The organism is Terrirhizobium terrae, from assembly GCF_030323265.1.
In the GTDB taxonomy this organism is placed as follows: Bacteria; Pseudomonadota; Alphaproteobacteria; order Rhizobiales; family Rhizobiaceae; genus Neorhizobium.
The window spans coordinates 364767-378694 of the sequence record NZ_CP104990.1; the positions used below are offsets into that span (position 1 = coordinate 364767).

At 59.9% G+C, this 13928-nt stretch carries 17 protein-coding genes; 12 read left to right on the forward strand and 5 right to left on the reverse strand.

From position 1 onward, the window contains the following. Window positions 1-7: 7 nt before the first annotated feature. Both N7E02_RS01755 and N7E02_RS01760 read left to right on the forward strand, forming a co-directional pair. Window positions 8-247 (forward strand): cysteine rich repeat-containing protein, encoded by a 240-nt coding sequence (locus tag N7E02_RS01755; protein ID WP_286578363.1) that lies wholly within the window; start codon window positions 8-10, stop codon window positions 245-247. Between the two features lie 249 nt (window positions 248-496). Further along, on the forward strand, window positions 497-865 hold the full coding sequence (locus tag N7E02_RS01760) for a hypothetical protein (RefSeq protein WP_286578364.1): 369 nt from the start codon (window positions 497-499) through the stop codon (window positions 863-865). 50 nt (window positions 866-915) lie between these two features. Here N7E02_RS01760 and N7E02_RS01765 read toward each other — a convergent pair whose 3' ends face one another. The 4 genes from N7E02_RS01765 to N7E02_RS01780 form a co-directional block, all read right to left on the reverse strand. Beyond that, window positions 916-1173, reverse strand: a complete 258-nt coding sequence (locus N7E02_RS01765; RefSeq protein ID WP_286578365.1) for a hypothetical protein — start codon at window positions 1171-1173, stop codon at window positions 916-918. A 73-nt stretch (window positions 1174-1246) separates the two neighbouring features. Then, window positions 1247-2179 (reverse strand): ATP-binding protein, encoded by a 933-nt coding sequence (locus N7E02_RS01770; RefSeq protein ID WP_286578366.1) that lies wholly within the window; start codon window positions 2177-2179, stop codon window positions 1247-1249. A gap of 11 nt (window positions 2180-2190) precedes the next feature. Further along, window positions 2191-2595 carry a hypothetical protein gene (locus N7E02_RS01775; protein ID WP_286578367.1) on the reverse strand — a complete coding sequence of 135 codons (405 nt, stop codon included), beginning with the start codon at window positions 2593-2595 and terminating at the stop codon, window positions 2191-2193. Between the two features lie 5 nt (window positions 2596-2600). Then, window positions 2601-3320, reverse strand: coding sequence for a response regulator (locus N7E02_RS01780; RefSeq protein ID WP_286578368.1), 720 nt, complete (start codon window positions 3318-3320; stop codon window positions 2601-2603). Between the two features lie 120 nt (window positions 3321-3440). Here N7E02_RS01780 and N7E02_RS01785 point away from each other — a divergent pair, with 120 nt between their 5' ends. Further along, complete coding sequence (locus tag N7E02_RS01785; RefSeq protein WP_286578369.1) at window positions 3441-3848, forward strand: DUF308 domain-containing protein; 408 nt, start codon at window positions 3441-3443, stop codon at window positions 3846-3848. Continuing rightward, entirely contained in the window at window positions 3827-4033 is a 207-nt protein-coding gene (locus N7E02_RS01790; protein ID WP_286578370.1) for a hypothetical protein, read from the forward strand. The genes N7E02_RS01785 and N7E02_RS01790 overlap by 22 nt, the downstream gene beginning before the upstream one ends. Before the next feature lie 20 nt (window positions 4034-4053). On the opposite strand, the gene N7E02_RS01795 is transcribed toward N7E02_RS01790, so the two are convergent. Beyond that, window positions 4054-4800 carry a DUF3313 domain-containing protein gene (locus N7E02_RS01795; RefSeq protein WP_286578371.1) on the reverse strand — a complete coding sequence of 249 codons (747 nt, stop codon included), beginning with the start codon at window positions 4798-4800 and terminating at the stop codon, window positions 4054-4056. Window positions 4801-5029: 229 nt separating this feature from the next. On the opposite strand from N7E02_RS01795, the gene N7E02_RS01800 reads away from it, so the two are divergent. From N7E02_RS01800 to N7E02_RS01835, 8 genes are all read left to right on the forward strand, one after another. Next, a complete protein-coding gene (locus tag N7E02_RS01800; RefSeq protein WP_286578372.1) occupies window positions 5030-5653 on the forward strand; it encodes an SH3 domain-containing protein in 624 nt (207 codons plus the stop codon). Further along, window positions 5650-5784 (forward strand): hypothetical protein, encoded by a 135-nt coding sequence (locus N7E02_RS01805; RefSeq protein ID WP_286578373.1) that lies wholly within the window; start codon window positions 5650-5652, stop codon window positions 5782-5784. Before N7E02_RS01800 ends, N7E02_RS01805 begins: the two co-directional genes overlap by 4 nt. A gap of 393 nt (window positions 5785-6177) precedes the next feature. After that, window positions 6178-7380, forward strand: a complete 1203-nt coding sequence (locus tag N7E02_RS01810; RefSeq protein WP_286578374.1) for a M24 family metallopeptidase — start codon at window positions 6178-6180, stop codon at window positions 7378-7380. Window positions 7381-7462: 82 nt separating this feature from the next. Further along, window positions 7463-7693 (forward strand): type II toxin-antitoxin system CcdA family antitoxin, encoded by a 231-nt coding sequence (locus tag N7E02_RS01815; RefSeq protein WP_286578375.1) that lies wholly within the window; start codon window positions 7463-7465, stop codon window positions 7691-7693. Beyond that, entirely contained in the window at window positions 7693-7992 is a 300-nt protein-coding gene (locus tag N7E02_RS01820) for a CcdB family protein (protein ID WP_286578376.1), read from the forward strand. Before N7E02_RS01815 ends, N7E02_RS01820 begins: the two co-directional genes overlap by 1 nt. A gap of 406 nt (window positions 7993-8398) precedes the next feature. Then, a complete protein-coding gene (locus tag N7E02_RS01825; RefSeq protein ID WP_286578377.1) occupies window positions 8399-12340 on the forward strand; it encodes a DUF4082 domain-containing protein in 3942 nt (1313 codons plus the stop codon). 14 nt (window positions 12341-12354) lie between these two features. Further along, on the forward strand, window positions 12355-13587 hold the full coding sequence (locus tag N7E02_RS01830; protein ID WP_286578378.1) for a GTP-binding protein: 1233 nt from the start codon (window positions 12355-12357) through the stop codon (window positions 13585-13587). A gap of 29 nt (window positions 13588-13616) precedes the next feature. After that, on the forward strand, window positions 13617-13928 hold the full coding sequence (locus N7E02_RS01835; RefSeq protein WP_286578379.1) for a hypothetical protein: 312 nt from the start codon (window positions 13617-13619) through the stop codon (window positions 13926-13928).

Here is a 13928-nt window from a genome sequence, read left to right on the forward strand (position 1 = left end):
TAATCACGTGCATAAATATCTGACCGCAATTTTCCTGATGACCGCCGGTACGGCCTCCGCGCAGCAGATGTCGATGTCCGACAAGATGGCGCTGCGCGACAACTGCAAGCAAGACATCCAGACCCTGTGCCCGAATGCGAAGCCGGGTGGTGGAGAAGTGCTCGCCTGCGTGCAGGAAAAGAAGGCGCAGCTTTCCGAGCAGTGCTCGACCACTATCGCCGAACTGATGGCGAAGCGTAAGAACTGACGGATTTCCGGGGTCCGCAGCGTCCATAGCGTGTCGTGGCTGGCGCGGAGCGCTGCGGACCCCACCGTCATGTCGGGCACCACCTGCCGGGATAAAGGTCCGCCCTCCCGCAGGTGGTGCCCCGGCTCCCGTCAAAGAAACCGTCATCCAGGGCCCGAACGGCCCCTATTCCTTGAAACCGTAGACCATGCAATGCGGCCGGCATCGCCGGCGGCTGCGAACGGTATCGATCAACGAAAGGACGTCGAAATGCGCTTTCCCATCCGCAAGGCCGTTCTCGGCATGGCTGCCATGGCAAGCCTTCTCGCCATCTCCCATGCCATGACCAGCGCAGCCGATCTCGCTCAAAGCGACCGTCTTTCCATCCCGCGCGCAATCCCCCAGGCGAGCCCCCAGAACATCCCGGAGGACGACACGCTCGGCCTCGATTGCGTGGCCGAGGCTACGGCCTTCACCGAGGTCGCCGATCTTGCCTATGTCTTCAAGGAGGATGGTGGCGTCCTTGCCGGTGCGCTCTTCGACCTGCGCGAACAGCTGCTCGATTGCCTCGCCACATCCAGCGAGGAGCGGGACGGCCAGTCCTTCACGCCCAGCCGCCAGGAGATGAGGTCGATCTGACGCTGTTAGCATGACGGAGGGAAGGAGCGTTTCCACGTCCGGCCCTCACTTCAATGCATGGTCCAGGAGCATTCCATCCGCAATAGCCGGCTTGACGGCTCGAAGCGCGGATCGGACCGGCATTCGATCTCCTCCATGGAATAGACTTCCGGCTGCCGGCGCTCGGCATCGCCGCCATCGAGCTGCGCCGCGACCCTGGTCATCAGCGCGGAGAGTTCCGATACCCGCACGCCATCGGCTTTCATCACCTGGCGGATCAGCGGATCCTTGAGCATATCCAGTCTGGACATCGTCGTTTCTTCGGCCACGTCTTCAACTCCTTGATCTCGGTTGGAGCATTTGCGTAGCCTGTTGATATTTGCCGGCGTCTGCAGAACTATTTCAATTCAATGCCTTCTGCGTGTGGTCTGAAACATTGGCGAGCGGCAGGCAGACTGTCGCCACGAGCCCCGACCCCGCTTTCCTGTTGGATAGCGCAATCGTCCCGCCATGCGCGTCGAGGATCTGCTTGACGATCGCAAGCCCGAGCCCCGTGCCTCCGTGTGCTCGATTGCGCGATGGTTCGGCGCGGAAGAACGGTTCGAAAACGAGTGCCAGATCCTCCTCCCGGACCCCCGGCCCGTCATCCTCGACGATCACACAGGCCATGTCCTCACGCTGTTGCGTCAACACCCTGGCTTGCTCGCCATAGCGCAGCGCGTTGGACAGGAGATTGTCGATCACGCGGGCCAGCGCCGATTGAGGCACCCGGACGTCCAGCCGCTCGCGTGAGGGCTCAACCTCGATACGCCCACCTGCAGGGTCGGCCTCTGCGGCACAGCGCCTGACCGCCTCGTTGAGATCGACCGTCTCCGCCGCGGATTTCGCCGAGGCATCGCTGGCAAACAGAAGCACATCGCTCAGCAGCTGCTCCATCGCCTCGACATCGGTGATCGCCTTGTCACGATGGGCACCCGCCGGCATCATTTCCAGCCGCAGGCGAAAGCGCGTCAGATAGGTCTTCAGGTCGTGGGACACGGCCCCGAGAAAGATAGTGCGGTTGTTGATCAGTCCGAGAATGCGCTCCTGCATGTTGTTGATCGCGCGGATCAGGGTTCTCAGCTCGCGCGCGCCGCGCTCCTTCACCTGCACCGGCTCGATCCGGTTACCGAGCTCGTCGATACTCTGCGCCAGCTTTGCCAGCGGCCTCGTTTCGCGCGCGACGGCCAGCACCGCGATGATCGCGACGACAATGCCGAAGAAGCCGGCGAGGAAGCCGATCGGCACATTCCATACCCTGAGCGTCGTCTCGTCGGAAACCGTGAAGACAGCCACTTCGCCGCTTTTCAGCCCGACGGCGAGGGCGAGAGTGAAGTTGCTCCGCCTTCCTCCCCCGTGGCAATCACACCGGCCCTGACCATCCTGGTCGGATCATAGTCGTTGACCATTTTCTGGGCCGTGACGCGCATGCGCGAAAAGCTGAAATCATCCTCGAAGGTTGGCGGGATCCGCGGGTAGACTGAGACCTGGAAGCCGGAGACGCTTGCCACCGAAAGCACATCCTCCCGTGTGGCGGCGCTGGTCTCGTCCAGCAGACGGACCACATCGGAGATGCGCTCGGCGATCGCATAGGGCGGTGTCGGTGACTTTTCGCCCTGACGCAGATAGGAAATCACCACCACGAGCTGGCTGACGAACAGCGCAGCCGTGACGATCAGTGCAATTCTGGCGACGATGCCGATTTTTCTCATTCAGCCTAACCGTTTGTCACTGTCGGGTTGAAGAGATAGCCGGCATTGCGCACGGTGGTGATCACCTGCACGTCGGGCGGCAGGCAGGCGGCAAGCTTGGTCCGCAGCCGCGAGATGGCGACATCGATCGTCCGGTCATAGGTTTCCGCCGTCGAGCCGCGTGTATAATCGAGCAGCTGGTCTCTCGACAGCACGCGCCGCGGCCGTTCCAGAAAGCAGGCAAGCAGGTCGAACTCGGTTGTCGTCAGCGGCACGACGGTGCCCTCCTCGGTCGTGATGCTGCGCGCCTCCGGATCGACGACGAGGCCGGCAAACCGCTTGATGCCCGATCCTCCCTCCGTATGTCCCGAATGCGGATTCGTCCGCCGCAGCACCGCCTTGATGCGGGCCAGCAGTTCACGCGGATTGAACGGCTTGCCGAGATAATCGTCGGCACCGAATTCCAGGCCGACGATGCGGTCGATCTCCTCGGTCTTTGCCGTCAGCATGATGATCGGCACCTGCGACTTGGCGCGGATACGGCGGCAGAAGGACAGGCCGTCTTCGCGCGGCATCATCAGGTCCAGAATGATGAGGTCGGGCCATTTGCGCTCCACCAGCCGGTCGGCCGAAGGCGGGCTGTCGGCGGTGTGGACCAGATAGCCCTCGGCCGTCAGGAACTCGTCGAGCAGATCGCGGATTTCCGGATCGTCTTCGACCACCAGGATTTTCACTGTCTCTTCCATATCTTCCGACTCTCTTCATCCATCTGGACTGCCTGACAGTAACATTCCGTCACACCGACGGCATCAAGCAGCAAAACGCAGGAGGCATGGTCGGCGAAACTCATGTCGTCGAGGTCATCCATGTCTTTCCCGGTCCGCAATCTTCCCGCCGCCCGTACGCTCGTCACGCTGAAAAGGCGACAGGCAACCATCCTCGTTATGGGCATATTGACCGCCGCAGCCGGCTTCATGTTCAGCTGCAACGTCGTTGCCCTCAACGTCGTCTCATGGCCGGTCATCGGGCTGATCCTCTGCGTCACCGGCCTGCTCCAGCTCGTCATCGCCTGGCAGGTCCGGGAACGCATGCAGCTTCCCGCCTGGGGGATGGTCGCCACGTTCTATCTGTTCTTCGGCCTGTTCGCCCTCACCAGCCCTCCCCGCAGCTTGCCATCCTGGCGCTTTTCTTCTTTGCGGGTGTCATCGCCACCGGCGCTATGCGCTGCTATTGCGGCTACATCTTCCGGGACATGCGCGGTTGCCACTGGCTGATCGCCGGAGGCGCCCCCGCGATCGGCATCGGTGGGTTCCTCGCGCTCCAATGGCCGCATGGAGATCTCGAACTGGCCGGACTGCTCATGGCGCTGGATCTCGGCCTCTATGGCGTCAGCCTTATCGGCTTCTCGCTGCTTCTCGGCGATTTCGCGAGCGAAGCGGAGCGAGAGCCACCGCGATGACAAAAATGCGGTCGGCGCGGTCATGGGCCGCTCCTTGCCGTGCGCGGTGCCAACAATCCCTTCAGCGACGTGGCTGTCGTCGACGCGCCGCGATCGATCCCCGCCTTGGCGGCATCGAGCGGCAGCACGCTCGCAGGAATGTTCAAGGCGTTCGGATATTGCCGCGTGACGAAGGCATAGATCAGCCCGCCATTGCGCGCATCGAACAGTTCGACGGCATAGATCACCGCACCGGAAAAGCGTGCTTCCTTGTCACCGGCCATCTTGAGGCCGTTGAGCGCGAAGCCGACCGGCGTCACCTTCGTGGCGGTGCTGAGAACCGGCACGCTGGTCTGCGCTCCGGTGATCGTGACCCGCATGCGCAATGAAGGCGCACCGGCGGTCCCGGTCACAAGCCCGTGTCGGCGCAGTTCTTCGGCAAACTTCCGGTCCGCATGCCTGGCGAGATCCGCTTTTCCGTTTTCCGACAGGTTGCCGAACTGGTGGTCCGCGCCGCGATAGATACGAACGGGCTCGAGCGCTACGGCCGAATAGGCCTTGAGCGCCTTGGGATCAAGCGACGTATTGAAGGCCACCCGCTTGTCCGTGTTGCTCGTATTGGCATGGAGCTGGGCTGTCGAGGCAAGCTCCTGATAATGCGCCGGCGTTGTCGTGCAGGATGTGACGAGCATCGCGATCCCGAGATAGCCAATACTCGGAGAGACGAAACCTGTCCTCTTCGCGACCCTTGTCTGCATTGCCATCGATATGCCCTCGCCGAAGATCATCTTCCCGGTTCCATGAACCGCCTGCCGCGCGCAGCGCGGCGGGTTTGCATAAGGTGGGCAAGGGATTTTCCCGGCGATTGCAGAAATGTTGCAGTTTGTTACAGCCCCTTTCCAGGCATCCGGGATGATCACAAGCAACGCTGTAATCTTCTGCATCAAACCTGAAACAGCGGATCAAACTTGACCCGCGACACTGGCTCCATCTTCAACGCAAGGAGCCGATATTTTCATGTTCATCCAGCATTCCATGGGAGGCAGTCGAGCGGATATGCTGTCAGGCAATCCAATCCGCACCGCCAAGCACTATTTCAACGCAAGCAAGGCCGTAACCGCCCTGATGCTTGCACTCACCCTCATCTTTTCCCTCGGCGGCATGTCGAAGGCGTCCGCCGCCACCAATGGCGTCGCGGTGACCAGCGTCAATCTTCGCGCCGGTCCGAGCACCCAATATCCGGTCGTCCGCGTCATGCCGCAGAGCGCCTCGCTCGTCATCTATGGCTGCAGCGGCGACCGGACCTGGTGCGACGTCAGCTGGGCCGGCGCCCGCGGCTGGGTCTCGGCAAGCTATATCTATGTCAACTACAACGGCCAGCAGACCGTTCTGACGTCATCGATCGTGCCGGTGATCGGCATCGCCACCGTCGCCTTCAGCGTCGCATACTGGGATTCCACTATCATTCGCAGCCCTGGTACGGTCATTGGGACCGTTACTACCACGGCGGCTCGCGCAAGGCCGTTGCGGGCTGCGGTCCGAATGGCTGCGGTGCCGCCGCCGTCACCCGTGGTCCGCATGGCGGCGCCCGTGCCGCAGCAGGTGGTTGCCATGACGGAAATTGCGGCGGTGCAGCCGTGACCCGCGGCCCGAATGGCGGTGGCCGCGCGGCAGTCGGTGGTTGCGGTCCCGAAAAATGCGGCGGCGCTTCCGTCACCCGCGGACCGCTCGGCAATACCCGCGTTCGTCACGGTTCCTTTGATCGTCCCTGATCTGTGATCGTCCCAAAACCTTCTGCGGACCGGCGCTTCTGACACCAGGAGCGTCAGTCCGCTTTATGCGCTTCCGCTCATTTGCGGCGGCTGGAGACATGAGGCATTCTGCGCGGGAAAATTGAAGGTGACAAGGGAACCTCGCGTAGAAGGAGCTTCTCGCCTCTTCTTCTTCCCAGGCAGCCACCGCCCATTCAAGACCTTCCTTGGGTACCTCTGGCCATGATCCGGCGTTCAAGCCGCCTACTGCCCATCTGCAAGGCGGTTTCCGCGATGCTGGGATTGCCACAGCATCTTCATTGCCAAACACTACAATTATTCGGAATAAGTGGTCATCGATTCTACCGCTGCGTGGCTTGATGGCGCCGCAGGATTACAACAGGATGCTTCAGCATGAGTGCCCCCGTCTACAAGTCCTTCGAACAGTCGCTCGGCGAATTCGAAAACATCGCCGCCGCCATTCCGCCGATTTCGGTCGATGAACTGAACGCGCGCATCGCCAAGCTGCAGGGCCTGATGAAGGATGAAGGCGTCAAGGCGGTCTATCTCGACACCTCGACCAGCCTCACTTATTTTACCGCCATCACGCTCGGCGCCAGCGAACGCCTGCATGGCGCGATCATCCCGTCCTCCGGCGCGCCGATCTATATCAGCCCGGCTTTCGAGGAACCGAAGACCGAGACACTGATCACCATTCCGGGCGAAATCGCCGTCTGGGAAGAACATGAGGACCCGGCCCTGCTCGTCGCCGACCGGATCTGCGGCTTGGTCGCCGAAGGCGACACGCTGGCCCTCGATCCGGCGACGCCCTTCGTCTTCTCGAGCCCGATCACCGCCCATATCGGCAGCCGCCTGAAGGTCAAGGGCGCCAAGTACATGATCGCCCAGTGCCGACAGATCAAGTCCAAGACCGAGATCGCAATCATTCAAGCGGCAATGACCGCCAGCCTCGGCGTCCACAAGGCCGTCTGGCAGGGGCTCTATGAAGGTGTCTCGACGACCGAAGTAACCGACTTCATCGCCGCCGCCCATCAGAAGCTCGGCATGCGCCATATCTTCGCGGCTGCCCAGTTCGGCGAAGCGACCGCCTATCCCCATGGCGTGCCCTATGCGCAGACCTTGAAGACCGGCGACATGGTGCTGATCGATCTCGGCGCCCATATCCATCGTTACTGCTCGGATATCACCCGCACCTATGTCTTCGGCCAGCCGACCGACCGCCAGCGCGAGGTCTGGATACTGGAGCAGAAAGCCCATCGTGCGGCTTTCGATGCAGCCAAGCTCGGCACGCCCTGCGAAGAAGTCGATTTCGCCGCCCGCAAGGTGCTGACCGATGCTGGTTACGGCCCGGACTACAAGGTGCCAGGCCTTCCCCACCGCACCGGCCACGGTCTCGGCATGGACATGCACGAGGACCCCTACATGGTTCGGGGCAACAAGACGCCGCTCGAAGTCGGCATGGTCTTCTCCGATGAGCCGATGCTCGCCATCTACGGCGAATGCGGCGTGCGTCTCGAAGACATCATCTACATGAGCGAAACCGGCCCGGTCTTCTTCACCGAACCGGCCCACTCGATCGACAAGCCCTTCGGCTGAGACCCACTGAAGCTGGCCATCAAGGCTCTTGCCTTTTCCATTCATGCGCATATCATCTGCGCATGAATGGAGGCCTTTAAATATGCCCTCAGCGTCCCGAAAAGCCGCCAATCTCTCGCTCGACAGCGAGCTTCTGTCTCAGGCCCGTGACCTGGACATCAACCTGTCCCGCGCCGCCGAAGACGGCATCGCGAAGGCCGTGAAGGCTGAACGCGAACGTCGCTGGCTGGAAGAAAACTCTGAGGCGATCAGGGCCTATAACGATTACATCGAAAAGAATGGGCTCCCGCTCGACGAGTATCGCAGCTTCTGATGGCGCGATTTCACGTTCATAAACTCAAGGGCAGAGACGGCCTAGTGCTGGATCTCCAGGCCGATCTATTGGATTCACTCGAGACGAGAGTGGTGGCACCAGTCATGCCGGCCAGCGACATCGGACCGATTTTCGTCAGGCTCAGCCCGCGCGTCGAAATCGATGGGCAATTCTACCTGATCCTCATACCTTCCATGGCATCGATACCGAAACGGTTCCTAGGCGAGACCATCGTTGACCTCAGCCCTCGCCAGGACGAGATCACCGCAGCGACGGATTTCCTGTTCCAGGGGTTCTGACGTCGGTTATCTCCATCATCGCCAACCCATGCCGATGACATATCCATATCGTCTGCTGGAAGCACGCCTGAGATGCGCATTGATGATCCCATCCGGGCTGGTTGTGATCAGTTGCCGTAGGACCGGGTGGAGCTATAGCTTTAAGACAAAGACGCCTTATCACATTGGAGGATGTGCAAAGCACCTGCTCATCCGAACTGCCAACGCCCCCTTGCGTGAGTTCTCGGGCAAGATATCTGCATCTGGGCAGTAAGTCTTTGTTCCAAATCCCGAACGACGAATTAGCACGTAGCTGAAGTACTGGTTTTTGGCCGGTGGTTTCAGCTGACGCTATGCGCGCGGTTCGGAGCATCGGACGGGCTGGCTCCCCTTCCCAACGAACTCCAACAACCGAGGGTTCAACGCCGTGACCATTTCGTCGTCTGTTCAGGTGAATGAGGCAGCAGCGGAGCCACTCAACAAGATCGCGCTTGAAAACCTCAAGCAGGGCAATCCCAAGAGCGAGTGGGGTATCGAAGGTGACGGTGACGGCAACATCCAGGGCTTCGCCACCGAGATCAGTACCAATATCGGCGGGACTGTCGATTTCAAGATCGCCACCGACTCCACCCAGTACCGGCTGGATATCTACCGGATGGGTTACTATGGCGGCGACGGCGCCCGCAAGGTGGCAACGATCGAGAAGTCGCTTGAAACGGCGCAGATACAGGATCATCCCATCGTCGACATGTCTCTCGGCCTTATCGACTGCGGGAACTGGGATGTGTCGGCAAGCTGGGAGATACCGGAGGATGCGGTTTCCGGCGTCTATTTCGCCAAGCTGGTCCGAGAAGATGGGACAAGTGGTGAGAGCATAATTCCGTTCATTGTGCGCGACGACGGATCCACCAGCGATATCGTATTCCAGACTTCCGACACGACCTGGCAGGCCTATAACGCCTGGGGTGGGGCAAGCCTTTACTACGGCGAGGTGCCCGTCGATCCCGCGGACATGGTCGGCTACATGCCGCCGAACTGTAGTTGCGGCCTGACAGCGATCGGTAGGGCGTCCGCGGTCAGCTATAACCGGCCGATCATCACCAATACGAGCCCTGTCGGCGGCACCCACGATTTCATCTTCGGCGCCGAGAGTGCTGCGATCTCGTGGCTCGAGCAGAACGGTTATGACGTCTCTTACATTTCAGGCGTGGACGCCACGCGTGACGGTGCCCAACTGCTCAATCACCAGGCCTTTCTTTCGGTCGGGCACGATGAATACTGGTCTGCCGAGCAGCGCGAGAATGTCGAGGCCGCGCGCGATTCTGGCGTCAACCTCGCGTTCTGGAGCGGCAACGAATGCTATTGGAAGATCCGCTGGGAAAACAGCATTGACGGCAATGGCACGCCCTACAGGACCATGGTCTGTTACAAGGAGACTTGGGGCACAAGCACCGACCCTAGCGATATCGGGACAGGTACCTGGCGCGACCCTCGCTATGCCGATCCCGGTCAGGAGCCGGAGAACTCCCTGACCGGCACGATGTTCACCGTGGACAGCTATCGTCAGGACGCGATTTCGATCCCCTACGATTTTTCCAATCTGCGCTTCTGGCGCAATACGGACATAGCGGACCTTCTGCCGGGTGAGACCTTTACGCTGACGGAAAATCTTCTCGGATATGAGTGGGATTCCGATGTCGAGAATGGCTTCCGGCCCGCCGGCCTGGTCAATCTGTCGCTTTCCAGCATATCCGTCGACACCTATCTGCGCGACTATGGCACGAGCGTCGGAAGCGCCGTGGCGGCTCATAGCCTGACCATGTATCGGGCGGAAAGCGGCGCCCTCGTCTTCGGTGCCGGCACAGTCTTCTGGTCTTGGGGGTTGAGTACCAACCACGAGGGAGCAGAGACACCGACGGATCCCAATGTCCAACAAGCGATGATCAACATGTTTGCGGACATGGGGATCCAGCCCACGACGATTGACGCAAGCCTCGTGCTCGCAACCCAGTCGATGGACAATCTGAAACCCACATCGACGATCACGTCGCCTATAATCGGCGCGAGTTTCGTAGAAGGTCAGCATGTGCAGATCACAGGAACAGCACAGGATCTCGGTGGCGGGATCGTCGCAGGGGTGGAGGTTTCCACGGATGGCGGCCTGCATTGGTTCAAGGCCACAGGTCGCGAAAACTGGAGCTTCAATTGGGTCGTACAGGCCAGCGGCACCTATACGATCATGTCGCGTGCTGTAGATGACAGCGTCAATCTGGAAGCGCCCTCCGCAGGCAAGCAGGTCAGCGTTTCCCTGCCGACGACCTCCAGTCTCTGGACACAGGCGGTTACGCCTCTCGTCGAGACCACGATGGATCGCGATAGCGTCGAGCTCGGAATGCGTTTTCACACGACCTCTGCCGGCGCGGTGATGGGCATCCGCTTCTACAAGGGGTTTTATAATATCGGCGACCATCAGGTCAGCCTGTGGACCGCGGATGGCACACGCCTCGCCACGGGAATATCGACCGGAGAATCGCTTAGCGGCTGGCAAACGGTAACATTCTCAAGTCCCGTCCAGATCGCTGCTGGCGTGACCTACGTCGCCTCCTATCATAGCGACGGGTTTTATTCCTCGACCGACGGCTATTTCAGCACGAGCCATAGCAGTGGCCCGATCCGCGTCTCCGAGGGAGCGGGTGTTTACGCATATGGGAGCGGAAACAACGTCTTTCCCAATACCAGCTTCAACGATACCAACTACTGGGTCGACGTGGTCTTCCAATCCTCGACCGTCAACACAGCACCAGTTGCCAATAACGATAGTGGCATCTCGATCGACCAGAACATATCGGCAGGCATTGCCGCTTCATATGTCCTTGCCAATGACAATGACCCGGATGGGGATCCGCTCTCGGTGCTCTCCGCCGGCAGCGCCACGAATGGTACGGTCTCGTACAATGCGCAGACCCAGACATTCAATTTCAAGCCGACCAACGGCTTTCATGGCGTGGCGAGCTTTTCCTATACGATCACGGATGGCAATGGCGGAACGTCATCCGCAACCGTGCAATTGAACGTTCGGCCTCCGCCGACCGCAGTGGGTCTATTCACCACCGCTGACACGCCACCTACCTCCGGCGAAGACGATCCGGGCTCTGTCGAGCTAGGGATGAAGTTTGTCGCATCCACGCGAGGTCAGGTGACTGGGATACGTTTCTACAAGAGCGCCCAGGACATAGGTGTTCATACAGGCTCGCTCTGGTCGAGCACGGGGGCACTTCTCGCCACCGTCACCTTCACTGGGGAAACCGTCAGCGGCTGGCAGCAGGCGACCTTCTCGCAGCCGGTCACGATTTCGGCGGGCACGACTTATGTCGTCAGTTATCATTCCAATGGCAACTATGTGGCGACGGCGAACTACTTCGACACGACACGGACCAACGGCAATATCTCCGCCCCATCCGCATCGAGCGCCGGTGGGAACGGTCTCTTTGCCTACGGAACGTCGAGCCTTTTCCCGACACAAAGCTACAATTCGACGAACTACTGGGTCGATGTTCTCTATGAGCCCTCCACCGCGAACGGTTTGCCGGTTGCTGTTGCCGACAGCGGCTTCTCCACCACCACCGGCACTGCGCTTACGATTGCGGGAGCCACGTTGCTTGCCAACGACAATGATCCTGACGCCGATCCGCTCGTCATAACGGGCGTCGGCAATGCGGTGAATGGTACCGTCTCCTACAACAGCACGACCCAGTCGGTGACCTTCACTGCCGATGCCGGATATTCCGGTGCGGCCAGTTTCTCCTACTCGATCTCGGACGGACAAGGCGGCACATCGTCGGCGCAGGTATCGCTGACCGTAAATCCGCCCAGCAATACGCAGTCTCTCTTCACCGCGGCAGATATTCCCTCGGTGATCGCCGTCGACGACTACAATACCGTCAATCTCGGCATGAAATTCCAGGCCGATACGGCGGGCTGGATCGAGAGCATCCGCTTCTACAAAAGCAGCACGAATACAGGGCCGCATACCGGATATCTATGGACCGACGATGGTGTCTTGCTCTCCAGCGCGACCTTCACAAACGAGACAGCCAGCGGCTGGCAGACCGTCGATCTGGCATCGGACGTGGCGATTGCCGCCGACACGACCTACGTCGTTTCCTACAGCACTAACGGCTACTACTCGGCGACGCAGAACTTCTTCAGCAATTCGCTGGATAGCGGAAATCTGCATGCTTTGTCGTCGGCGCTCAGTGGCGGCAACGGTGTCTACGCCTATGGTTCGAGTGGTCTGTTTCCGCAGGCCACCTATAACAGCACGAACTACTACGTGGACGTCACATTCCGGCCGCAACTGGCTGCCTAGCGGGAAGGGCGACGATGACACAAGAAAAGCTGCCCGTGACCGTGCTCACCGGCTTTCTCGGCTCCGGCAAGACGACGATACTCAACCATGTCCTGTGCAATCGGGAAGGCTTGCGCGTCGCGGTCATCGTCAACGACATGAGTTCCGTCAATATTGATGCCGATCTCGTGCGGGAGGGTGGCGGCAATCTGTCTATGACAGAGGAAACGCTGGTTGAGTTGTCGAATGGCTGCATATGCTGCACGCTACGCGACGACCTTCTCGGTGAAGTGCGCCGCCTCGCGGATGAGAACCGCTTTGATTATCTGTTGATCGAAGCAACCGGCATTGCGGAACCTTTGCCGATTGCCGCGACCTTTTCCTTTAGGGACGTTTCAGGTGCTGCACTATGCGATATTGCCAGTCTCGACACGATGGTCACCGTCGTCGACGCGGAAAATCTGCTCAACCTTTACTCAAGCGACGAACTGTTGAGCGACAGGGGCGAGACGCGCGACCGCGATGACGAGCGTTCGCTTATAGACCTGCTCGTCGAGCAGATCGAATTCTGCGATGTTGTTGTCATCAACAAGGTTTCCGAGGTTGATGCAGATACGCGCCGCGCCGTGCGGTGCGTCATTGCGGCACTTAACCCAGATGCCCGCATCCTGGAGTCGGACTTTGGCCGCATCCCGCTCGACGCCATTCTGAATACTGGCCTTTTCAGTGAAGCGAAAGCTGCCCGCCATCCCCTTTGGCACAAGGAGCTATACGGGTGGCAGGACCATGTTCCAGAAACGCAGGAATACGGCATAAACAGCTTCGTCTATAGGGCGCGGCGGCCATTTGATCCCTCCAGGCTGGAGCAGTTCCTGCGGAAAGAATGGCCTGGGCTTCTTCGCGCAAAAGGGCATTTCTGGCTGGCAACCCGTCCCGACTGCATAGGCCTTCTCTCCATTGCCGGGGTACAGCGGCGCACCGAGGCAAAGGGCTTTTGGTGGGCTACCGTGCCGAAGGCGTTATGGCCGCCTCATGCACAATTCCGTCGTTTGCTTGACAACCATTGGAGCAGCATCTGGGGTGATCGCCGGCAGGAAATCGTCTTCATCGGCGTAGATCTCCCCGAACATGATATTCGCTACATGCTCGACACTTGTCTGGTCGGTGACGAACGCCGCTTCGAACCGGACCGTTGGGTAGAGCTGCGCGATCCATTTCCACCTTGGCAGCATGGTCATCATCACGGCCACACTCACGCCATCTCATAACTTGGATTTCTCACATTACGGAGGCTGGTATGACAGACGAACTTTATTGCGACGGCATCGGCGAGATCACCGTGACAGGCACGATCGTCCGGCTCGACATGATGTCTCTTTCACCTACCAAGCGTGACGTAAACGGTAATCCCCAGCCGGCTTTCCGCCAGCGGATTATCATGCCCGTAGACGCATTCGCCAATGCTGTCGACTTGATGCAGAAGGCTCTGGGCGGTCTCGTGGAAGCGGGTGCGGTCAGACGAGGAGGGGCGCCGGTCACCAAGATCCCGACAGTCAATGGCGAGATCCTTGAGCCGGCACCGACCAATAGCTCGCCCAATTTCAATTGA